This is a genomic window from Sphingobacterium sp. InxBP1 (assembly GCF_026191775.1).
In the GTDB taxonomy this organism is placed as follows: domain Bacteria; phylum Bacteroidota; class Bacteroidia; order Sphingobacteriales; family Sphingobacteriaceae; genus Sphingobacterium; species Sphingobacterium thalpophilum.
This window is the reverse complement of sequence record NZ_JAINDX010000041.1, coordinates 58,464-82,222: the sequence shown is the minus strand read 5'-3', so window position 1 is coordinate 82,222 and position 23,759 is coordinate 58,464. Positions and strand designations below refer to the sequence as shown.

Annotated in this window: 17 protein-coding genes; 9 read left to right on the top strand and 8 right to left on the bottom strand. The window is 44.2% G+C overall.

Annotated features, from left to right (window positions below; translation table 11 throughout):
- A complete protein-coding gene (locus tag K7A41_RS06160; protein WP_265712984.1) occupies positions 1-2,313 on the bottom strand; it encodes a TonB-dependent receptor in 2,313 nt (770 codons plus the stop codon).
- A gap of 295 nt (positions 2,314-2,608) precedes the next feature.
- On the opposite strand from K7A41_RS06160, the gene K7A41_RS06155 reads away from it, so the two are divergent.
- From K7A41_RS06155 to K7A41_RS06145, 3 genes are read left to right on the top strand one after another with little or no spacing between them, the layout of a single operon-like run.
- A complete protein-coding gene (locus tag K7A41_RS06155) occupies positions 2,609-3,736 on the top strand; it encodes an acyltransferase family protein (RefSeq protein WP_265712983.1) in 1,128 nt (375 codons plus the stop codon).
- A 20-nt stretch (positions 3,737-3,756) separates the two neighbouring features.
- A complete protein-coding gene (locus tag K7A41_RS06150; protein WP_265712982.1) occupies positions 3,757-4,953 on the top strand; it encodes an aminopeptidase C in 1,197 nt (398 codons plus the stop codon).
- 20 nt (positions 4,954-4,973) lie between these two features.
- Positions 4,974-5,762 carry an HAEPLYID family protein gene (locus K7A41_RS06145; RefSeq protein ID WP_265712981.1) on the top strand — a complete coding sequence of 263 codons (789 nt, stop codon included), beginning with the start codon at positions 4,974-4,976 and terminating at the stop codon, positions 5,760-5,762.
- Between the two features lie 74 nt (positions 5,763-5,836).
- Here the strand turns inward: K7A41_RS06145 and K7A41_RS06140 are convergent, their stop codons facing one another.
- Together K7A41_RS06140 and K7A41_RS06135 are read right to left on the bottom strand one after the other, a co-directional pair.
- Positions 5,837-6,007, bottom strand: a complete 171-nt coding sequence (locus K7A41_RS06140; protein ID WP_265712980.1) for a hypothetical protein — start codon at positions 6,005-6,007, stop codon at positions 5,837-5,839.
- Between the two features lie 42 nt (positions 6,008-6,049).
- A complete protein-coding gene (locus K7A41_RS06135; RefSeq protein WP_265712979.1) occupies positions 6,050-6,823 on the bottom strand; it encodes a hypothetical protein in 774 nt (257 codons plus the stop codon).
- A gap of 3 nt (positions 6,824-6,826) precedes the next feature.
- Between K7A41_RS06135 and K7A41_RS06130 the strand changes: the two genes are divergently transcribed.
- The 5 genes from K7A41_RS06130 to K7A41_RS06110 all read left to right on the top strand — a co-directional run bounded on the left by K7A41_RS06130 (position 6,827) and on the right by K7A41_RS06110 (position 13,058).
- Positions 6,827-7,315 (top strand): response regulator transcription factor, encoded by a 489-nt coding sequence (locus K7A41_RS06130; protein WP_265712978.1) that lies wholly within the window; start codon positions 6,827-6,829, stop codon positions 7,313-7,315.
- Positions 7,316-7,726: 411 nt separating this feature from the next.
- Positions 7,727-8,572, top strand: coding sequence for a helix-turn-helix domain-containing protein (locus tag K7A41_RS06125; protein ID WP_265712977.1), 846 nt, complete (start codon positions 7,727-7,729; stop codon positions 8,570-8,572).
- A 287-nt stretch (positions 8,573-8,859) separates the two neighbouring features.
- A complete protein-coding gene (locus K7A41_RS06120) occupies positions 8,860-10,428 on the top strand; it encodes a hypothetical protein (RefSeq protein ID WP_265712976.1) in 1,569 nt (522 codons plus the stop codon).
- Positions 10,429-10,468: 40 nt separating this feature from the next.
- Positions 10,469-10,636, top strand: coding sequence for a hypothetical protein (locus K7A41_RS06115; protein ID WP_265712975.1), 168 nt, complete (start codon positions 10,469-10,471; stop codon positions 10,634-10,636).
- Between the two features lie 934 nt (positions 10,637-11,570).
- Positions 11,571-13,058 carry a tetratricopeptide repeat protein gene (locus K7A41_RS06110; RefSeq protein WP_265712974.1) on the top strand — a complete coding sequence of 496 codons (1,488 nt, stop codon included), beginning with the start codon at positions 11,571-11,573 and terminating at the stop codon, positions 13,056-13,058.
- Between the two features lie 48 nt (positions 13,059-13,106).
- Here the strand turns inward: K7A41_RS06110 and K7A41_RS06105 are convergent, their stop codons facing one another.
- The 4 genes from K7A41_RS06105 to K7A41_RS06090 form a co-directional block, all read right to left on the bottom strand.
- Positions 13,107-14,789: a RagB/SusD family nutrient uptake outer membrane protein gene (locus tag K7A41_RS06105; protein ID WP_265712973.1), complete on the bottom strand. Its 1,683-nt coding sequence runs from the start codon at positions 14,787-14,789 to the stop codon at positions 13,107-13,109.
- 11 nt (positions 14,790-14,800) lie between these two features.
- Positions 14,801-17,779, bottom strand: coding sequence for a SusC/RagA family TonB-linked outer membrane protein (locus K7A41_RS06100; protein ID WP_265712972.1), 2,979 nt, complete (start codon positions 17,777-17,779; stop codon positions 14,801-14,803).
- Between the two features lie 312 nt (positions 17,780-18,091).
- Positions 18,092-20,200 carry an ATP-binding protein gene (locus tag K7A41_RS06095; RefSeq protein ID WP_265712971.1) on the bottom strand — a complete coding sequence of 703 codons (2,109 nt, stop codon included), beginning with the start codon at positions 20,198-20,200 and terminating at the stop codon, positions 18,092-18,094.
- 105 nt (positions 20,201-20,305) lie between these two features.
- Positions 20,306-21,592 carry a phage integrase SAM-like domain-containing protein gene (locus tag K7A41_RS06090; RefSeq protein WP_265712970.1) on the bottom strand — a complete coding sequence of 429 codons (1,287 nt, stop codon included), beginning with the start codon at positions 21,590-21,592 and terminating at the stop codon, positions 20,306-20,308.
- A 450-nt stretch (positions 21,593-22,042) separates the two neighbouring features.
- On the opposite strand from K7A41_RS06090, the gene K7A41_RS06085 reads away from it, so the two are divergent.
- Positions 22,043-22,882: a helix-turn-helix domain-containing protein gene (locus K7A41_RS06085; RefSeq protein ID WP_265712969.1), complete on the top strand. Its 840-nt coding sequence runs from the start codon at positions 22,043-22,045 to the stop codon at positions 22,880-22,882.
- A gap of 104 nt (positions 22,883-22,986) precedes the next feature.
- Here K7A41_RS06085 and K7A41_RS06080 read toward each other — a convergent pair whose 3' ends face one another.
- Complete coding sequence (locus K7A41_RS06080) at positions 22,987-23,592, bottom strand: hypothetical protein (protein WP_265712968.1); 606 nt, start codon at positions 23,590-23,592, stop codon at positions 22,987-22,989.
- Between the last annotated feature and the right edge of the window lie 167 nt (positions 23,593-23,759).

Sequence of the window (23,759 nt, the reverse complement as noted above, 5' to 3'; positions counted from 1 at the left end):
TTAAAATTTAAAGTTCCAGGTCAAAGAAGGCACGATGCCGAAAAGCACAATTTTGTAAGCTTCTGTCAGGTTTGGATTGGCCTTATTTTCCCGGAAGTCTATCGTATAGGCATTTTTGCGGTTGTATACGTTGTATAGGCCGAGCGTCCAGCTGGAGCGGAATCCCTTGTTTGTTTTCTTGGGACTGTAAGTAACCCCAAAATCGAGCCTATGATAATCCGGCATGCGGTAACCATTCCGTTCGGTATAATAGAACATGGAGCGGCCGTTGACGAGATACTTTCCGCTTGGGAAGGTAACGGCATTGCCGGTATTGAATACGAAGGTTGCGCCTAGGGTCCAGGCGGGAGAAAGGGCATAGTTGGCGACGATAGCGAGATCATGGCTGCGATCCTGCCGGGCATTGAACCACCTTCCTGCATTGATGCCACTAAACTTCCGCTGACTTTTGGACAGCGTATAGCTGAGCCAGCCGGTGAGCCGGCCGCTATGCTTACGGAGATACGTTTCCAGCCCGTAAGCGCGGCCGACGCCGAACAGCAATTCGCCTTCGAAATGGCTATTGGCTTGTAATGTGGCACCATTGCGCACGTCGATTTGGTTGCCCAGCCGTTTGTAGTAGGCTTCGACAGATAGTTCGTAGTGCCTAGGTGTAAATTTCTGGAAATAGCCGAAGCTAACCTGGTCAACCATTTGAGGCTTGATGCTCAAACTACTCAGTACATATTGATCGGTAGGCAGGCTCGAGCTTGTATTGGTCAGCTGATGTAGATTTTGCACGAGACGGTTGTAAGAAGTTTTAAGACTACGTCGTTCATCAAGCACTAAGCTGGCCGACATACGAGGTTCCAGATTGATATAGTGTTTGGCAATACGGCTTTCGTCTCGCTTTTCAGCAATCGGCTTGCCCGTTTGGTCAAATTGATAAAAAGTGCGGGGGCCCAGTACCATAAAATCGTGTATATAGATGCCATAGTTGAGCGACAGCCTGTCTGTAGGCTTCCATTCGTGCAGGAGATAGCCACCCAGATCGGCTCCACGCTGACGCTCAATGGCCGTGGGGTTGACGGACTGGTTGATATCCGAGGATAAATTGGCCGGCTGGATCCGTTGCAATAATAGAGCAGCCCCGGCACGCAGGATGTGTCGGTCATTGATATAGTAGGAGAAGTCCTGCTTGGCTTCTGCATTCTCGATGTTTGAAGCAAGCTGAAAGTCAGTCTGTTCACTTGATACGCCAGCGTTGTATTTAAACCTGCTGTATATCAGTGAACTGCTGCTAGTTATTTTTTCATTAAATCGGTGCTTTAGGCGTGCGGTTGCTGTACTGTTGCTCCAGCTGAGGTTAAATAAATCGCTATATTTTAACTCGTCCCTACCGTGATAGCCGGATAAGTAGAGCGTGGTTTTTTTGCTTAGCTGGAAGCTGAGCTTGGCATTCAGGTCATAGAAATAGAGCTTATTGCCCGCCATGGCATCCTCTTTGACCAACTTTAAAAAAGAGTCGGCATAGGAACGACGGGCACTGAAAAGAAAGGAACTTTTTTCCTGCTCAATAGGACCCTCTACTTTGAACCGAGAGGCAATAACACCGAGCCCACCTTCTCCCGAAAAACGCTTTTTATTGCCTTCTAGCATGGAAATATCCAACACTGACGCGATGCGGCCACCGAATTGGGCCGGGATACCACCTTTATAAAGTTCGATATCTTTGATGGCATCTGGGTTGAAAATGGAAAAGAATCCGAGTAGATGCGATGGATTATAAATAGTGGCCTGGTCAAGCAGGACCAAGTTCTGACCGGCATCGCCTCCACGAACGGTAAAATGGGCCGACCCTTCGCCTTCGCTTTGCACACCCGGTAAGAGCTGTATAGTCTTCAGTAGATCTTGCTCGCCAAGTAGTACTGGTACATCTTTGGTCTCCTTTGGGCTCAGATGAATCGCGTTTGCCTGTGGGGCGTCAAGCGCTGTGCCCGATCGCAACGTTGATACCTGCACCTCGTCGATTGTATGGTTGACGGGCTGTAGGTCATAATTTCGCACAATTGACCGGTTGAGGTGAATAGTATCCTGTTGCTGCTGGTAACCCATATAGCGTACCGATAGACGGTACATCCCCTGGGGGATGGTCAATTGGTAAAAGCCTTTGGTATCTGTAAACGTAGCTGTACTGTCACGGCCTGCACCAATAATGGCGCCTGATAGCGGCTGGCCCGTGTTGGCATCACGTACGGCGCCGCTGATTGTAAACTGCTGTGCGAGCGCTGCGCAAGGGAATAGCACACCGGCAATCAGAATCATGTACTGCATGAACGGAATCATTAAGAATGTGGTCTAGATTGATATTGCGATAGTTTATTGTTAATCTTTTATTAATATTTGTTTCTTTAGTTTAAACAACGATGTGATTGCCATCGTTTCATTTTTTTGTTTGCATGCGCTATTATGTAACGCTTTTGGTACATAATTATTGTTTTATGTGATCTTGTATCGTGAATTACACAACCTGAGCTGCGCGAGCGCCGAAAAAAAGAAGTCGTCTGCAGGTTAATTGATTGAAAATTGCTAATTTAACGGCACTAAGCAGTTGACTAAAATCTAACTAATGGATAAAAGTAATCCTGTCAGCATAACGGCCGACGAACTACAGTCGAGAACAATAGATGCGCTACGCTTTCCATTGATTGTGGGCGTCGTCTTTATCCATACGGATTTTTCCGATATCGTCATCGGCGGCCAAAAACAAATCGATTTTGTGAATTTTCCTGTTTTTTCATCGATTTTTTTTCTGTTTTCCAAGTTTATTTTTGAGGCCTGTGTGCCGCTGTTCTTTTTTATCTCGGGCTTTCTTTTTTTTTATAAAACTCCAGAATTTTCTCAGGAGATTTATATTCAAAAATTAAAAAATCGTGTACGTTCGTTGCTGGTACCTTATATTTTTTGGAATCTGGTCGTAATCCTGTTTTTCTTTCTTGCCCAGACCTTTCTCCCGGACGGGCTGCTGTCTGGCCGAAACAAACCGATCACCGATTACAGTTTGGCTGATTGGCTCTGGGCATTTTGGGATACTTCGAAGATCAACCCACATTTACAGAAGACTCTGCCGATCAATTCGCCTTTCTGGTTCATTCGGGACCTGCTGGTCGTTGTGTTTTGCTCTCCTCTTATCTATAGGCTACTCAAAAGCATGGGGCTATATCTGGTCGTGGGATTGGGACTGCTTTGGCTGTGGAAACCTTATTTCTATCAGCCTGGATTGAGTAGCGTTTCGTTCTTTTTCTTTACGGCGGGCGCTTATTTTAGTACACATAATAAAAACTTTGTCGACATCATGAAAGCGATGCGGTCGAGCCTGTTGCCCGTCTATTTGTTGTCGTTTGTCGCGGCGTTTTACTTGTTGGGAACTAGATGGTGGAGCTACCTGTACTGTGCCGAAGTGTTGCTTGGGGTGATACTTGCGGTTGCATTAATGGCTGAAGGTATCGAAAAGGAACGATGGCGGCCCAATAGTTTTTTAGCTAATGGGGCCTTTTTTATCTTTGCTTACCACCGTCTACCGTTAGTATTTGTGATTAAATTTTTATTTAAGTTGGTGCGCCCCCAGTCGGATATCCTGTTGCTATTTTTATACTTGGCGGCTCCGGGTCTGATCATTATCCTGGGGCTTGCAGCCTATAGTTTTTTAAAGCAGTGGATGCCCCGGTTTACCGCAGCCATCTGCGGTGGGCGTTAGGGCTGGGGATAAAATGAGTTATGAAAACATATAAATGGATTAGTATAGCTTTACTTGCACTGATTGTGGGGACAGTAGCCACAAAATATCTGCGTGGGGTCATTTATAAAAATAAATACCGGCGGCTCAAGACAGAATTCGTCTTTACGGATATCATTCATCTTGGCTGTACTCCGCCGAAAAATCAAGGTGCCTCCAATACCTGCTGGTCTTATACAGGCAATTCATTTTTGGAGTCGGAAATGATCCGCATGGGTAAGCAACCCGTAGAAATTTCACAGATATTCACGGCCCGACGTGCTTATATGGACAAGGCCCGCAATTTTGTCCGCCTCCACGGAGGAATGACTATGGGCGAAGGCGGGCAGCTACTGGATGTACTGCACGTATTTCGCAAGTATGGAGCGGTGCCGAAGGTAGCATATTCGGGCTTGTACGGTAATCAGACCTACAACGATTTTAGGAAAATGACACCCATGCTGAGAACCATGCTCAAGGTACTGGTCAAAAGCAGACCATTGACACCCGGCTGGGAGCAGGCCTATCAGGCAGCGCTCGATAAGCATTTGGGTGAGGTGCCCGCAAGCTTTGAGTACCAGGGGAAAACCTACACTGCACGTAGTTTTGCTGATCAGGTAATAGGGATCAACCCGGATGATTATATGGGGCTGGCCTCGGTGACCGATCAGCCTTACTTCAAACCCTTTGTACTGCTGGTGCCGGACAATTGGTCTTTTCAAAGTTTTTACAATGTGCCTATGCAAGACCTGACACAGGTTATTGATAGTGCCCTGCACAAGGGTTACACGGTGGCCTGGACCGCTGACGTATCAGAAAAAGGATTCTCGTGGCCCTACGGAATAGCCTATGTTCCTGAAAAACCATTTGACAAGCTGTCTGACGAAGACAAAAAAGTTATGTTTGTAAAACCGCAGCCTGAACGCAGGGTAAATGCCGAGGAGCGTCAGAAATCTTTTGACGACTGGAGTACCACAGACGACCATGCGATGCATATCGTGGGACTGGCTAAAGATCAATATGGCAAAGAATATTATCTGGCCAAAAATTCATGGGGTAAAATGAATGATTTTAAAGGCTATATGTATGTGACCAAGGAGTATGTAAGATACAAAACCATTACCCTGATGCTACATCGGGATGCGTTGCTTGCGAACATCAAGACTAAGATTAGCCGGCATTCCCAAATGTTTCCATAATCTGTACGAATTTTTGCTGTATGAAAGACATCACACATACAGCGACATTAGTAGCTACGCTGATTTCAATTGGCCTGCTCTGCGCTGCAGATCCTGCTCATGCGCAGCAAAGTGCTGCTAAACCTGATAAAGTACATCACGCCGAACCATTATACAATGACCTCGTGCGTGACCTGGGAGCCCGAAAAGGGGAAAAGGAATTTAATATAGGCGCAGATATCAAGAAGATGCACAGCGCAGACGAGTATGGCTACCTGATGGAGTACGAATTTGCTCCGATCGACCGTCTGGGCCTCGAGGTAGAAACGGATTTTGCCTATACAAAAAGTAAGGTGCCGGGTGTTGGCTCGAGCAATGCACTTGAAAGATTGCGTTTATCCTCACAATACTCTTTTTATGTTTCCAAGCCGCAAGCCACGACTTTGGCGGTTGGATACACGCAGATTTTTAACTTTGTGGAAGGCGGAACAGCGTTTAATCCCTTTTTTATTGCAGCCAAAAGCTGGCATAGCAACTGGCATACACTAATTTATACAGGGCCAGAACTGGTCTATCGATATAAAACGCGAAAAGCGAAATTGAATTGGCAGGTCAATACATCCTTTCATTATACGTTGCCGAAGTCAGACCATTTTATTGGCCTTGAAGTCAATCAGGTGATTGCCGATGGAAAATTGGAAACCACTCTTCATCCGCAGGTTAAACTTGGGCTGAACGATAAGCTGGCTATTGGTATGGCGGTGGGGCTTCCTGTCGGCGACAGTGAAAATAGTATAAGTTCTTTTTTTCGTCTGATCTACCAATTGTGATGAAGGCGGGCGAACGAAAAACCTCGGCAAGCTTTTGGCTTGCCGAGGTTAGGTTTTATTAGGCTACCCTGCGCTTACCAATTGATCAGGCGGTTGTCATCGTCGGCCTTTTCCCAAGATTCCTGCGGGTCATTGCTGAACGTCTGTCCAGGATTCGAGCCGGCAGCGATACCTTGTTCCAGTTCCACGTCGACAGCTTCGATGCGGGGACTGATATAGATTTTCTTTGAAGATGCAGTTTTCATCGTTATTTCTCGTTTCTTATGTGTTTTATAATTAACTAACTATTACTGGGGACAGGCGATTTTTTTGCGGCCACTTCCCGAACCAACCATCGTTGTCTTGCCCTGTACCACCTGAGTGATTTTTACCGTATTTGAGGATGAGCTCCAAGGAACGATGTTGAATGATCCCTGCGTAAGTTCTAGTGGGTATAATTTACCGCCAGAAGTTTTGCTACCGTATAGGGCCACCTGTCCATCACGGCTGATCACTACCCGTATCACGGGATTGGCTGCTGTACCTGTCATGTTGTAAATCTGTGGCACGCTGCCCCCTTCCACGTTGGTACCGCCATACAAACTGCCATCAACAAATCGTACGTTGCGTGGTGCGATAGAAATACCGGATTCAAACTGTATTTCCTGGGTGGCCAGTTTTTTGCCGTTGACTTCCATGTTGAAGGAATTGTCTAGCTGTCTGATATCGAATACAAATCCATAGTCGGCTCCTGGTGCAGTTAGTGTTTGTGTCACCGTCTGCCCGCTAGGAACAACCTGACCATTGACGAGGGCACCATTGCCAGATGCCGGGTAATCCCAATTGAGATCTGCTCCACCGGTTACCGGCTGCGTACAGGTTTTGAAATTTAAATTCAGGTTGTACCGTTGTCCCGGCACAATTTGTAGACCAGCGACCGATACATTGGGTTTGGTCTCACCGTCAATGGTGACCGAGCCAAAGTTGAGAGACCCATTCGACTCGCCAGGATGAATCAACAATGTGGGGCTACTCGAGACGGAGCGTAGACCGACCCTGACCATAAAGAGTTTTTTCTCCAATTTTTGGAATCTTTCGGCAACGAAGAGATTTATCTTTTTCTGGATTATTATCTAGCCGGAGAGAACGGTCTTGCCCTATTACCTGAAATCAATCGCCTAAATAAACAGGCAAAAATCATCTTTGTAACTGGTGCTGTCTCGCCTTTGGTGATACGGACACTTAGCCAATATGGCCCTGATGGGATATTAAGCAAATCCTGTGGGATTGACAATCTCGTCAACTGTATCGAAGCCATAAAAAACGGGAATAAATTTATTGACCCTTTTTTTCAGAAGCTAATTGAGGATATGCCGAAACCTGTTAGATTTACAGCCCGGGAGATCGAGTTACTAAAATTGTTTGCCGAAGGTGCGAGTATTGCTGAAACTGCAAAAAAGACCTTTTTGAGCCCACATACCGTCGTGGCGCATCGACGAAAGATGATGGCAAAAGCTAATTGTCAATCCATTACGCAGATGCTTCATTTCGCCAAGGAGCATGAGCTTATATAGGGGGGGCGATGAGTCTCCGGCATTCACATTAAAGAAAAACCGGATCCTTTACCTATGCCGCTCCCCATATGGAGATGGCTTCCACTGCCTTCCAAATAATGGGTGCAAAGCTGCAGCCCACAGCCAAATCCAGTTTAAAGCTGATCCCGGAAAGCGAAGATCACCGAGCCCTAGGTCGCAGGCTGTCGGATATCTACAAAACCCTAAGTATTCAGTTTGTTCGCAATTTTTCCCTACAGTCAATACCTTTTTTATCGGAATAGCGTTTACACATATAGTTTGTTGATTGCCAGCTTGTTTTATATATGTGATATGAATGTGAAAGGTTATTTTTACAAAATGTTTATCCAAATGCTAATCTTTGGTATAGAGAACAATTAAAAACGACAATAGGAATCAATCAGTGCTAAGATGGTCAAAGGCGCAGAGTTAAATAAGAAACTTCGGGGCTTCGGTTTATATGAGTTGGCGATGTATAGCGATAATGTGAACGTTGAAAGCAATCGTGACTTTTTTCATATTATTAAAGCTTTTGGCCCCGTTGTCGTGCAAGTAGAAGCTGAATATATACATTTGTTTACAGGTCAGTTGTTGTTTGTCGGCCCAGGGAAAACGATAAACTTCCCTACGGACGTTCGGCCGCAAGGCTATCTTTTGTCATTTAGCCAAGAGTTTTACGAGCGCTCCAGCTCAGATAGCAAAATGCTCAATTCGACTTTGTTTTTTACGGGTGAACTGGCGATGCAAATCAATGACGAATACCGGAATGAAGAGTTATTCAATGCGCATATAGTGGAGCGGATATATGCTGCGATGGAACAAGGGACTGAGATTTTGGATTTGGTCGTACACCACTGCATCGAATCGCTGTTATTGGATGGATACTACAAAGCGTCGCTCAACGGTATCAGTGAGCAGCTTAATAAGTCTGCCAACCAGGCTCTAGTCAATAGTTTTAACGTACTGGTCCATAAATATTATCGGAAGCACACGACGGTACAGTTTTATGCCGATAAATTGCATGTCACGCCACGAAAATTGAGTGATCTCTGTACCGCTTACACGGGCAAGTCAGCTAAGACCATTATATCCGATATTGTAGGCAAAGAAGCGGTACGCTTGATCAAGCACAGCAACCTATCAATTGCCCAGATTGCTTATGAAATGGGCTTTACTGATGAATCCAATTTCAGAAACTTTGTCAAAAAGAAGACCGGTCATATTCCCCGTATGCATCGGCAGCCCGAAGGACTTTAAGTCGTTGTGGACGGACATGAAATGCAAGTGCTCTTGTGGAGCTGTCAGGCGAAGGCCATCCGTTAAAAATATGGTGCTATTTTGAGCTTTTTCCAAGATGTGATATCAATATTTGTGTTTTAATTGGATGTAATGAATGTGCGCCCTGAAAAGTGTGATACCTATGTGAAAGCTCTTTTTTCGTTCGTCTACAACAGGTTTCTAATATTTGCTGGAAAATAACAAATATGTTAGGAGAAGCTCCTGGGCATATTATTAACACATTATATTTTTAAACCAGAACAAAAATGATTTCACAATCCCAAACAACAAAAGGCTGGAGAGTCTTAGGCCTTTCGATTTTGGTGGGCTGTTCGTTAAATTCTTGTAAGGAGAGTAAGGACAGTGTCGCATCCAGTGGCAAAGCTAATGTCAGCATCCATTTGCTTGGTGTCGAAAGCCCAATCGTCACATCGTCAAAAGCAAGTACCGGTAATCGCTCAATGACATCAGATCAAACCCGTGTAATTCCTTTTACTAAAACCAGTTCGTTCGAAGCAACGTTAACTAGCACGTCTTCAGCTACCGCTGGCAACGTGTTGCGTGCTTCCACTGGGAGTCGTGCTGCTGTGACGGAGGAGCGTACACCCCTTGGAGACAATATTAAGTATAAAGTGGTCGTGTACAATAGTAATGGCGATTATGTCACTGAGAAAACTTATACCAACTCGGTGGACAATAATAGCGAGATCTCATTGGATGCAGGTCAGACCTATACATTTGTAGCCTATTCAGTCAATAGTACCTCTACTGTTCCCACTGTCACTGCAGCAACCGATCTAGCCAGCGCAAGTCTTGAAAATATCAGCGCGGATCTGATGTATTTCAAAGGAGACTTAACCGTCCAATCGGGAGATAATAACCTCAACGTAGTCTTAAAGCACCAATATAGTGAGGTGACAACCAACCTCAGCATGGCGACGGATATGACAGGGGCAATCACAACTTTGGGAACAACGACCATCAGTCCGACATACGCCAGCGCCACGCTAAAATTGGCCGATGGCAGCATCACATATAACGGCTCAACTTCTACAGCCAACGTCGTGTTTCCTACTTTGGGGGCTGGCTTACGTCAGGTGTCCAGCAATCCGACACTGCTGATCCATCCTGGCGAAACGAACGGGGAGCTCAACTTCGGTTCAATTACGATTGACGGGGAGACTAAGTCCAATGTATCTGTGGCTGGCCTACAAATTGTGCCGGGACAACGGTACAACCTGAATTTAAATTTCAAAACCTGTACGCAGCCTGTAACCGGAGGAGCAGATCTCAATTGGGATTATCCTGCAGCATCATCTGGCAATGGCGCAAATGTGGATGGTACGGTAGTTCCTAATGGACAGACGGTGACACAAACACTAACTGCACCAGGCGCTGACTATGGATTTGTATTCGATATCAGACAGCTAGACAACTCCTTCAACATGGAAGTGAATGGTACGAAACTGGCCACCCAGGAAATACAGTTTGAATCCGGAATTGCTATCGCCCCACGGAACGTGCAGTTCGCTGACGGCAGTGTGTATGGCGGTACCAACGTGGAGGGTGGCAGCGTTCCACAGATTTACAGCATGACTGGAACAGCGTCCAATCCAATCATCCGAGTAGTCATCAGCCGTGACGGACAGGTAGCCCTATACGGTAGTAAAAGTTCAGGTGGACCACTTTATCCACTGGTATTAACAGCGGGGAGCTTTAACCTAGTACCATGGGATGCCAACACAAATACGGTAAAAATCACCCAAGTGGTTCAGGGCAAAACAACTATGGTTGGTTCAGGAAGCGGCCGCAAAAAAATCGCCTGCCCGCAATAATAGCCAAGGAGTAATTTACATAAGATAAGAAGTAAAAACGATGAAAACAATTACAAAAAACATCTATATCAGCCCGCGTATAGAAGCCATCGACGTGGAACTGGAACAAGGTATCGCCGCAGGTTCGAATCCTGGACAGACGATCAGCAATGATCCGCAGGAATCTTGGGAAAAAGCCGACGATGACAACCGTCTGATCAACTGGTAAGGCAAACGCAATACTATATCCCGGGGCTGTCGATTTAATCGAACAGCCCCTTTTTTATTGCACTGTATCAGGACGTAATATTCCTGGGTTTATCGATCCATCGACACAGACGTGAAAGCGCGGGATCCGACAAGGCAGATCAAGTGCGACTAGAGCATGAACTTCCTGGCCTGGCTCTCCGTGGATTTTATATGCGAGTTCGCTCGCAGTCGCCCGCTCGCTAGAAAAGTGAAAGGTCACCCAAAAGTGTGATACGGATGTGAAATCTGTTTTTTTTGGCATCTTTGGTCAATTGCTAATCTTTGTGCTGGAGATAATGAATCATCGTTGACAATCTCCTTTGTCAACATGCATGGTAGGACATAAGACGGAAAATTACACGAGAAGAGACAAATGATCTTCCTTCCGGACAGTTAAATGACTGGGCGAATCCGGAGGAGCATCGGATAACTGGAATAATATTTTGCTAACGCTCAACGCAGGTTGACGTGGTTGGACCGATTTGGGTATTGTATCATGCTGTTTTTCAGTTTTTTAAAAAAGTGTGATAGCAATGTGAAAGGGTTTTTTTTGCATAATTTTTACTCAAATGCCAATCTTTGCTATGAAATTTTCGTGGCAGGCTATGTTATTGCCCCTATTGTAAACCGGGTTCGGATGGCCAGCAGAAAAAGTATTTACAATATTAATTCACCTTTCACAATGATGTTAAATGTCAAGACTTCTCAGCGCCTAAGCGTCTTTTTGCTCCACGTTTTAATTACTCACCTAATTATATTAGTTCAGCGCTCTAGGGTTTCGGGATATATGTCAATGCTGCCGTAAACGCAACCATATACAACAGCTATTTAGCTAATCATTTTTTGCAGTCTATTTTGTTGCTGCAAAGTATAATATTCATCAATTGGTGGAGAATTTAGTAAATCCTAGGGAAATGAAATATATATTTTTGATAGTACATCTTTTTGCAATAATTGTCGCAAGGCCACAAAACCATCCCATAAAAAAAATTGATTCCCTGCTAGATAAAACTTGGGAGGACCATTCCGCTGCGAAATTCTATCCAGCCATTAAAACGGGTATGCAAGCATTACAGCTGGCGCAAGAGTCGAAATACGATAAGGGCACAGCCGAAGCTTATCAAATGGTTGCAGATGCGCTCATCAGCATTGGCTTATATAAGGAAGCGTTAAATCAGCTGGAAGCCGCCGAAAAACTAAAATATTATAAAGAGCGTCTTGTGTTTCAGTCGGACATACACCGTCTAAAAGGGGAAGCATATGTAAAATTAAATCTATATGACCTGGGCCTAGGCGAATTTCGGGAACAGATCAGGTTATTGCCGGCATTGGATGTTGTTGTGCGAAAAAAAAATCAATTTGACGCATATAGTGCCATGGCCTCGACGTTCAGCCAGATGGGATCCTTGGATTCCGTTGAAAAATATACCGCATTGAACTGGCAACTGCTACACAGTCAGACGGAAAAAGAAAGTAGTTGGGACCGCGTTCAGGTGCTTACTGATCTGGCTGATATAGCCATTAAGAAAGGTGCTTTTGATAGGGCACAGCACTGCTTGGACGAGGCTAAGGATCTGATACGCAAATATAACATTCCGGTCTTCTTTCCTACCTTAGTCAATTATGCAAAGTTGGAGAAAAGGCGGGGAAACCTTGTAAAAGCAGTTCAGTATTACAACCAGGCCCTTGCTAATACAGTCGAAGTGGATGATAAAGAGGCTCTGCGGGACCAATATAAAAGATTGTCTGACTTTTATCGTGAATACAAATTGGGAGATGATACAGCAAATGATTATTTGCTTAAATACAATCATCTGTACGATTCGCTGGATATTAAAAAGCAGCAAGTTATAAATCTGGTATTGAGCCATATCCTAAAGTCCAACGAAAGAGAAAGTGAAAATATTCTGGAGCGAAATACTATGCTGTCAAGCTTTGTTGGCGGAGGGCTACTGCTGGCTGGCGTTTATTTTGCCTGGAATGTCCGGCGCAAACGGAAGCTACAGGGAAAGCATGAGGACGCGCTAAACGAACGGGAACATGCCAATAAAATGCTCGCCGAAAACAATAAGGAACTTTCAGAGCAGATAGAAGAAAATAAATTCAGCAATTTGTTAGCATTGGCAAAGAGCAACAACCCTGAATTTTTGATCTTATTCAATGAACTGTATCCCGATTTTATAGCGGCTCTGAAAGATATAGACCCGAAAGTTAGAAGTTCCGAGCTCGAGTTTTGTGCAATGGCTTACCTTAATTTTTCAACCAAAAACATCGCTGAATATACTTTTGTGACCATACGTGCTGTGCAGGTCCGCAAAAACAGACTACGTAAAAAATTCAATATTCCGTCGGATGAAGATTTCAACAGCTGGATGCGGGAAAAGATAAAAATAAATAGTTGATTACTTAACGCGAATAAGGCCATCTCAGATGAGATGGCCTTATTCGCGTTAATACCCTGGGTTTTGTGCTAGGCTGCTATTACCAGCAATAGCTTGGTTGGGTACCGGAAAGCGGTTTAGATGAGCTGAATTGCTAGGGGTATGATCCCACCAGCGCTCGGTCGTAAAGGCTTTCCAGCGAATCAGGTCGGTGCGGCGACGGCCTTCACCGATAAATTCTATGCTCCATTCGTCGAGCACACGATACTTGTCCAATGTTGCCGCCTGGACCGGATTAGGGTCTGCGTTGTTGACAAAGTTGCGCTTGCGCACGGTATTAAATAGGTCTGCAGCTTGTTGGCTGTTGCCCAACCGGAATTGGCATTCTGCAAGCATATAATAAATTTCTGCCAGGCGAATCACGGGTAAGTCTGCCCCCCAGCGAAGGCTGTTGTTGGCCAAGTTTGGGATTGGAACTTTGACCAGACGTATACCTGTATTTTCTTCTCCTTCGGACATTTTGGAAGGTAACTGATCGATAGAGCTGTATTTTTTGTCGGGACCCACTTCGGAAAAGCGGGCTACCTGGTCGACGAAGTTCAGTGGTAAGCCTTTATATTCCTCCCCGCCTAGGATCGCCTCGCCGCTGGGAGTTTTGTGTGGGCCTACAATAAACATTCCCTCGTACTGGTCTGAGCCCTGATACACGTAAGGTGCTTTTCGCAAGTCCCCTTTGTCAAAGGTCTCAAAAGGTGATCCGAGTTTGAAATCTGTACTATAAAGCGAACCGTCTGGCTTTCGCGAAGGTGTGAGATGCGCACCATTATTGCCTCCCATATCCTGATCAAAGAACTGCTTAGTATTGTAGTGATAGAAATCGGCATAAAACCAGTTGTATTCAAGCATCTTGAATTCTGATGGCATAGACCAGATAATTTCGGGTGATTCATTGTTTTTAAAGCCATGGACACCGTTCCATTTCGTATCCAATGCATAGTCTCCATATACCTTGTTGATGATATCTTGTGAGATCTTGCGACTCTCTTCATACATCGGCTTGCCGATGTATGCTTCGGCATTAAAATACAACTGGGCAAGCATAGCTGCTGCTGCAGCTTTCCGAATTGCCCCTTCCTCCTTATCGCCAGCTTTTTTGGCCGGAAGGTTTTCGATAGCTGCTTTCAGCAATTTTTCTATATGTGCAAATAATTCTTGATCGGTATTGCGGGGCAGCGACTCTTGGTCCAAGGATTCAAAAATCGGCATGCCACCAAAATAGTCTAACCCGCGGAGATAAAAGTAGGCTATCAAGGCATCCAGCTGCGCTAGATCGGCTGCTTTGCGCTCCTCGGTCAATGCAAATTTGGTATAATCTAATTTGCTCAGATCGCTTTTGGCGTCGAGGGCAAGCGCTACGCCCATTAATGTACCCCGCCAGCTTCCCCAAACCCAGTTGTCATCGGCTGTCCAGCGGTGGTAATGATAGCGTTCGTTTTCACCACCGTTATACCAGTGACGTCCTTTGGTGGTAATCGCAAAGTTGTCTGCGGTATATTCCTGAAGACGCCAGCGGTCCTCGCCAAGGTACCATTTGGCATGTGTAAACGGTCTGAACAGAGCTGCTTTGATATCTTTTTCACTTTTGAAGAAAGTGTCTGGTGTTACTGAACTATAAAACTCTTGATCTAATTTGGTACATCCTGATACCAAAAGAGCGAGGGATAATGTTGCTATTGAAATGTATTTTTTCATGGTTGATGCGGTTAAAAGTTTACTTGAAGTCCAAGCATGAATGTGCGAGTTTTGGGGTAGGCATTGCGCTCCTCAAATCCGGGCTCCAAGCCATTAATATTTACCTCCGGATCCAAGCCGCTGTAGTTGGTAAACACAAAGAGATCCCGTGCTGTGGCATAGACCCGCATGGATTTTAGGGGTTTGAGCCAGTGTTGGTTAAAGCGGTAGCCAATATTAAGTGCGTCGACCTTGAGGAAGGTGCCTTTCTCGAGCCAGTAGTCACTCAGCTCTTTTTCGCCCTTGATATTTTTATGCTTTTCAAAGGCGTCTTCCAGAACATTTTGACCTTTTACATTGGGCAGGCTATAGTACATGTTGATCATGTTAAAGACATCGTGACCGATCCAGCTCCGCATATAGATACTGGCATCCCAGTTTTTGTAGGTAAACTGGTTGTTCCACGAAAGCTGCAGTGTAGGAATGGCATTGCCGACAAAGGCTTTATCTCCTACGGTTTTATTGCGATCGCGTACATCAAAGGCGTTGCCGTCTTTATCATAAAGCATCCAATAACCGTCATCGGTGAAGCCGGCAAATTTCCAAATGAAAAATTGTCCGATATCTTGTCCGGGATAAAGACGTACGGCCGATCCTGGTGATCCAGGAGCAGGAAAATCTTTACGGTCGGTGAAGGTCTGGCTGCCCCAAAGACTGTTGAGCCGGCTTTTATTATGAGAAGCAACAAGGCCTGTCGTGTATGTAAAGTTTTCGTTGTCAACGGCTTTGAAATTCAGTTCGAACTCGTAACCGGTATTTTGCATGCTGCCGACATTCATGGTTGTTTTGTCATGTATGGCTGGCGGCTGCGAGACACTGATATCATAGATGAGGTCGTCGATCTTACGCTTGTAAAGGTCAAATCGTCCACTAAGCCGGTTGTTGAGGACAGTAAAGTCGAGCCCTAGATTATACTCCTTTTTGACTTCCCATTTGATATCTGGATTTTGGTTGTGCATGACGCCATACGTTCTAAACCACTTGCCGTCTTGTAGAAACCAGGTGTCGGCGCTGTACATCCGTGTAGCGACTTTGGCGTCGAAGCCCTCATTGCCGGTCTCACCGTAGCCAGCCCTCAACTTAAGATCGTTAATAAATTGAACATCTTGTAGGAAAGGTTCCTGCGATACCCGCCAGCCGGCAGAAACGCCCGGAAAAAATCCCCATCTATTTTGGGGCGCAAATTTGCTTGAGCCCTCGTAACGGGCAGTAGCGGTCACGATATAGCGATCGAGGTAGGAATAGTTTACACGGCCAAAGAAGGCTGCAAGCTTTACCCAGGGGTTTTTCCAGGAACCTAAGCCTGCACGGCCATCAGGAAGGTAAGTACCTGTACCCATATCGTGCTCGGCAATTCCATCCACTGGAAAATTGGAGTTTTCGGCAGAGAATCCTTGTCCATTAAAGTCCTGATAGCTATAACCGGCTACAGCGTTTACTGAGTGTTTATCCCAACGATTGTTGTAATTAATGGTCCATTCAAAAACACGGTCGTTGAATCGGCTATAATATTGTTTGGCAAAACCGTCCACATTGTTTTCCCGCGATATCCGATGTTGCGCCGAGCGATAGTAAGTGCCATGCTCAGAGTTGTTTTTAATGCCCACGGTGGCACTGGCCGTCAGGTGATCGGTTAGGTTTAATTTCAACGTGGCATTGGCCAGCAAGTATTTAAACTGTTTCTGATCGCTACGCAGGCGAGCCTCTGCAACGGGATTCCAAGTGTCATATCCCCCCTCCAGGACGTTATACCCACTTACATCGCTCGGATTGTAGGGTGTCTCGGTAGGATTCATTACCAGTGCCATATTAAAGATATCGTTATTGTTGAAAATATCACTGTTAGCACCATATGCTTTCACCTGATTGTAACTGACGTTGGTATTCAATTCGGCGAAACCGTCAAAAAATTTGAAAGCACTGTTGATACGGCCGCCGATCTCATCCCGCTTGGATGTGATGGCCATGCCTTTTGCATCCCTTTTGGTAAAGGTCGTATAGACATTGGCATTTTCTGACCCGCCGCTGATATTCACTACCTGTCTATGACTGAAGGGGTTGTTATTAGTCACTTCGTCGTACCAGTCGGTACGATGTCCCAGATCTTTTCCTAGCCCGTATTCCACAAATTTTTCGGCGGATAGTACTTTAGGTCGCTTGCGGATGGTCTCCACAAAATATTCAGACGTGAAATTGACCTGAGCGTTACCTACTTGAGGCCGCTTGGTAGTAATTAGAATAACGCCACCCGATGCGCGCGTACCATAAATGGCTGCTGCCGAAGCATCGCGAAGCACGTTGATGGACTCAATATCTTCTTTGGCCACGGAGTTGATATCGCCGCCCGGAACACCGTCAATGACCACCAGTGGACCTTGCGATGCATTTACGGAGTTAACACCCCGAAGTTGTAAGGATATTCCCGCATTAGGGTCTGTACCGTTGGTTGAGATGACGCTGAGCCCCGGAACTTTACCCTGTATGGCGAGCAATGGTGACACGGCGCCTGCCACCATATCTTTCTGTTTGATACTCGACACAGCGCTGGTCAGCTCTTTCTTGTCCAAGGAGCCATAACCGACCACTACAGCTTCCTCTAGGTTATGCGTATCCGATTCGAGCAGAATCGCCAGCGTTGGTCCACCGTTAAATGTAACCTCTTTGTTGGCATACCCAATCATCCGAACGATAAGTACATCATTTTTTTTGATATTGGGCAGACTAAACTCACCTTTGATATCGGTAGAGGTGCTGATGCTGCTTCCCTTAACCGCAATGGTGGCGCCGGCCAAAGGTGCGCCGCTTTGGTCCCTGACAGTACCCTTGAGCGCAGTATGCGGTTGCTGTGCATATAGTGCTGTCGGCGAAAAGTATGTGGCTCCAGCGGAGATACTGCCGCTGAATAACAATAATTTAGTAGCCACTTTAAAACTGCTGATTTTAAAATTCATGAGCTAATGTTTATTAAAGGATATTGATGTTAAAAAAAATGGTATCGGATCAGGAGCGTAGTCCTATCGATCATAGTTGTGTGTTCCCGGACGAATTGGCATCGTTGTTTTCAGATACTGCATATAATTGGTGTGATTTGATTGGTTTAAATTTAGAAGAATCTATCGCTTTAAATAAGAGATGAGACAATTTGAGGAGATTTTGAGACGATTTGTAAGTCGACAGTGGCGAGTGGAGTTTCTGGGGGAGAGCGTCGCTTGTCGTATGGGACAGTGTGTTATGTGGGAAAGCGTACAGGCCGTTGACCTAGGCTATTCTTTTGGGAAAATCAAGCGGACTGTTGTGCCTTTTTCAAGCTTGCTTTCGATCTGCAGATCTCCGCCCAGCATTTTCATCAGGCGGCTAGCCAGCGTCAGACCGATGCCAGATCCGCTAGTGGTAGGCGGCGTATTTTGTGCTCTGTAGAAAGCTGATTTAACTTTGAATAGTTCCTCTTCAGGGATACCAATACCATTATCACTAATGGTATAGACAATTCCCTGTGCATTTGCTATGCTGTTAATTATTATTTCAGGATCCTGAGAATGAGCTGAGTATTGTACGGCATTCCCGATAATGGCGGAAAAAATCTGGGTTAACGTGCCCTTCTCTCCGTAGACAGGACGCAAATCCGCGGTTGAAAGTAGACATGTAGGATTGTCGTATTTTATTTTGCACTCTTCAAAAATCGGCTGGATAAGAAGGTGTATAGCAATTTGCTCTTTAACAAAGGAAAAACTTTTGGAGCGCATAAATTCCACCGTTTTGTTGATGATTTCCTCCATATTATTTACACTCTCCTCTAGATTTGATAACCATCGTTGATGCATCTGGGATAATTCGGCTTGGCGCTGGAAAAAAGCAACGCTCAATTTCGCTGAAGAAAGCGGATTTTTTAAATCATGGGATAATGTATGTGTAATCATCTGAAGCTCATTATTGGTACTGATAAGGATTTCACGGGTCTTAGCTTCTTCTTTTGTTCTTAAAAATACTGCTTTACCGATCATTCTATCTAAACTTTTCATGAATGAGATGTCCTCATCGTTCCAAAAGATCGCGGTGTCCAGTATTTCGGTTTCGGTGAGAATAAATTCCTGTTTACTCTCATCATCTTTTATCGCTTTGGATTCTTCGAGTTCCAAAATCGTAAATTTACTTTCGTTTCTAAACCATATAATCCAGTGGTCTCTTTCATCTGCTACACGCAATGCGGCTACTCCCGCAATACGTAGCGGTTCGTCAAATAACTGTTTGCGTTTAAGCCTGAAGTTATTGTCTTTGAACAGATTTTTACCGGTCTGTCTGATGATATCGACCATTTTGCTGATTTGTTTATTGGAAGGTACACTACCCTGTTTGGTAATCACGCCATGATGATAAATGGCTACTCCGTCGGCATGTGCTAAGCTTGCAATACTGTCTAGATGTTGTAATAAACAATAATTTAGTGAACGGCCAGAGGTAAGCTGTTCATCCAGCTGATTTTTTGTCTCTTTTATAATTGCATAAAAGCTTTCTCCTTTTTGGTTTAGCAGTTGTTTTTGACGTATGGCGGCATTTTGGACCAGCAGTTGGCATAGTACACGTTTCTGATAGTCAATTTTTTTGGGTTGTCGGTTTATGCCGATCACGATTCCCCATAAGATATTGTTGATGACAATGGGTATTGCTAGTGTCGAACTGGCGCCAATCAGCTTGCTAAACTTGGGTTTTTGTGGTAAGGGAGAATATTCTATGGGAATATGTGATAGCGACAGCCGTGTGCACAATTTTTGCTCACGATCTTGCATGTCGGGGATATATACGGATTCATTTCCAGAAAAGAAAGTATAAAGGGCGTCGGATATAAAGGTTTTCGAGAAAAGTTTTCCGGCAAAAGATGATTCAGTACAGGTCGAATATAATATTTTGCTGGTACGATCTTCAAAAATCTGAGCGACCGTAATCACATCAAATGCTGATATATGCTGTACCGCATTTATTAATGTGTGCCACATAGCTCCCGCATTATCATAGGCAGAAAAATGGAACGCATTTATTTGTTTGGAGAATATGACTTCTTCTATTTTTTCTTCTATACGGATAAAAAAATGCCCTTTGTGTGCACAGAGGTGCAAGTAGTAAGCAGAGTCATTGTCTTTAACAACAAATGTTGTTCCAGTGGTTGGTATTTGGGAGATATCATTCAGGATGGTCGATAGCTCCGATGGTAAATCGAAGAGACTTTCTAAAAAAGCAGGTAAGTGAATCCCCAACAAGCTCTGGATATCTGAGCCTGAAGTCAGCATGTTTTCACTTAGGCCAACGATCGTTTTATCAGGTGCCATGATGAGGAACCTTCCGCTGGTTTGTATGGGCAAATAATTGACTGAATTCATCTTTTCGACTCGAGCCATAATGAAAATAAATACATAGTAAGTTAATGCTTTTCTTTCGGATTAGCAAGCCCGAGTCTTGATACCCTGCTGACTGATAGGGATTAATTAATTTGTGAGCGTGTCGGTTGCTGTATCGGTGCTAGCACTATGTTGATCCACAAATTTGTTTCTATACATTTCGTCAAGATAGGTGGCCAGCGAGCGTGTTCTTTCTGTATTCGTACTGCTGATATAGCGCTGAAACATTTGCTCGGTGCTGTGACCCGTGGCCTCCATAAGTAAAGGGGTGGGAATCTTGCCATAAAAATTGGAGGCAAAGCTGCGGCGGCCGATGTGGCTGGTAATAGCTTCCCATTTATGAACAAGCTTTTCTGTGGCACGAAAACCATTTCGGGTCCGTACCTTGATCAGTGCAGTGATACCCGCCAACCGGACGATTTCCTTGATCTGTTCATTATATTTTTGCGCGGGGAGTTTTGTTGGAAAATTATTTCCATTTTCTGACAGTACGTGTAATGCGGACGGATGGAGGGGTAGTAAAATTGTTTTTTGTGTTTTTTGCTGAGTAAAGGATAAGCATGGTTTTCCGTCAAGAGTTTCCATCATGCCGAGATTGAAATTCATAAAATCTGACACACGCTGTCCGGTATAGCAGCTGATCATCAGCCAGTCTTTGGCCGCTTTCAGTTGTGGCGGTACGTCTGTCTTTTTGATAGTGATCAGTTCGTCTTCGGTGAGGCTAACCACGCAGTGCTGCTTTTTGAGCTTTGGAAGCTCCAGTTCATAGACATAGGTGCGTATGCCTCTCTTTTCCAGAAAATTAAGTACTGTCCGAATAAAGTGTATGGTGCGATGGATGGTGCTGGGACTGTACATTTCGGCTTCGCCATAATGAATAAACTCTTTAACAAAATTGCTGTTTACATCTTTGATCATCAGCTGTTTGCGCTGATGCCCTTCAAAGCGTTTCAGCAATCTGAAAAAGACCATGTATCGCCTGTAAGTAGTAGTAGAGATGAGATGCAACCGGCTGTTGATAAAGTTGTCGGTGGCCTGTGAAAGGCTGCCATCAAGGTAAACATTGTTTTCGCCCAATAAGCAACATTTTTTTATGAGCCTTGTTAAAATATTGGCTGAAAATTTGCGTTGTTTAAGAGCGACTTCTTGCAGATAATGAGAAACACCTACTTTCAGTGCATCCAATTTAGCATTGAGCTTTTTATATTTTTTGAGGTAAATGTTTGTAGGCCGCTGTTTATCAGCATCCCACTTGGCTGGGCTAATTTTTAAAGCGGTTTTTACAACAACTTCGTTTTGTTGATTGTCAATAAATTTTAATGCAATTACAGCATTTGGTTTAGTGTCCAACAGGGCGAAATCGAAATTTATCATATACACTTTTGCTATTGTCTGAGTGTAAAGATAGTAGTATATATGAATTAGTCTAATTCAGACTACTATTTCGCTTAATCAAATATACTGCTTTTTTTTTAAATCCGTGCAAAATACAGCGTTAAAATAACTGGTAAATTAAAAAAGTAGAAATGTCGGCAAGACAAAAAAAGCCTCTTATGCTTGTTAAAAAAATATTTTACTGATAATCAGTGTTATGTGTTTTTTTTCTAGTCTGAATTAGACTACTATTTTTAACCGAATAGCTTGTTTAAAAAGAAGTAGTAGAATATAAATCCAAAGGCGTACGAAAACAGACGGGAGATGAATTCGCCTGAAAATAGAAAACAATACTTATCGAAACAGAGAAATGTTCGGCCAAATTGTGATATGGCTGCTCGATAAAAAAGAGAGACGAGAATGTAACAAAAGTGATTTCAATACTATCACATGATAAATTATCAGCTGGTCAATATAAGAAGAACTGATATGCAGGCGCTTTCGTTAAAAGCGTTAAATAGCAAATACCTTATTGAGGCGCAAAGAAATGAGCCTTATTTCGCTATTGTCAAATTGTGGCAGCCGGTGGCAGCTACTGTGGACGGTGAGCTGCATCAGTTCCAAAAGGGAGAGCTTGCATTTATCAGGCCGGGTTGTCAGCTTGATTTCCTGAATGCTGAGGAGGGCGACGGGTATATATTTTTGTTTACGGCTTCATTTTATGAGCGATCTAAAGAAGATTCAGCTCTCTTAAATTCCAGCTTGTTTTTTGGTAGTCATCCTATTGTAGTGATAGACGATCCGCTGCGTGACGAACAGTCTTTTCATCAACTTATTGAACGCTTAGAAAATGTCAGTCAGCGAGGTGAAGTTATTTTTCCGCTGATGGCACATCATTTTCTTGAGGCGCTGTTACTCGAGGGGTATCACGGTCTCAATGCGAGTATTTATATGGAGAAGCAGGAAAAGCAGCTGGATTTAAGTTTGGTCAATAATTTTTCTGTTCTCGTGCATAAGTATTACCGGGAATATACAAGTGTACAGTTTTATGCCGAACAGTTACATGTTACGCCCCGAAAATTGACTGAGTGCTGTTTAGCGATCACAGGCAAGTCTGCCAAAACATTGATCACAGATGTTCTGGTCAGGCAGGCACTGCGTTATATCAGGCATACGAACCTATCGATTGCACAGATATCATACGAAATGGGGTTTAATGATGAGTCCAATTTTAGAAATTTTGTAAAAAAAAGGACGGGCAACATTCCGCGGACCTATCGGGAAAATTAACTCTTGGCGCTCGCTTTTCAGAGTGCGTCTGATTGTTACTGTTGCTTTGGATAGTGAGCTTTTTTTAATTACCCATTGCAGTAGTGCCCTGGTTGAGCCTTGTCCTATTTTGTAGCCTTGAAGTACATAAACGGTCTTCGGCTGGCAGGGCGATCACATTTGGTACGGGGAAGGGGCTTGCGTTGAAGGATTTCGCGACCTACATATTTTCGAAGCAAACTGTATAGCCTTTCGGTCGTAAAATGTGCTTTGTATTGTTTCTGAAAGTCGATGACCATTTGTTCCAATGTTTTGGGATCGGAGAAATAATCGGAGGTGCAGACTATATGGTCGACAAACTCGCGTTGCTGTTTCAGGTCGCCAAGGACAGTTTCATCGACAGGTTTTACATTATTTTTCAGTAATAAGTTTTGTTGTTCTAGCAGCAATTCGTTTTTAAAACGTGCAAGATCGGGGGCTTTAGCGATCTCTAGTGTCAGTACGTATTCTGGATTAAAAAAATCAGACAGTGAAATGGAAAAAGGCTGACATATCTTGGCGACATGTTCAACAGAGATCGTTAGTGTTTTGTTGTAATGGCTACGTAACGGCCCTGCGGTCAGACCAACGAATTTGGCGATCCCTTCCAGTGAGAGTCCCGTAAGATTCATGATTGTAGTTAGCCTGGATGATATCAGTGTTGCTAATTCATTGTTTGTAACTTTTCCCATTTTTATTGTTATAATATGCTGTCTGTCAGCTAAGTGGAGTGTGTTTGCTGATCGCGACAAAAAGGAATGGGACAAACGCCTTCGTCCCATTCTATCCATTAATATTATCAAGCCAAACGCAAAAAAAATGACTCGATGGCCCAAAAGTAAAAAATCTAAATGGAAAT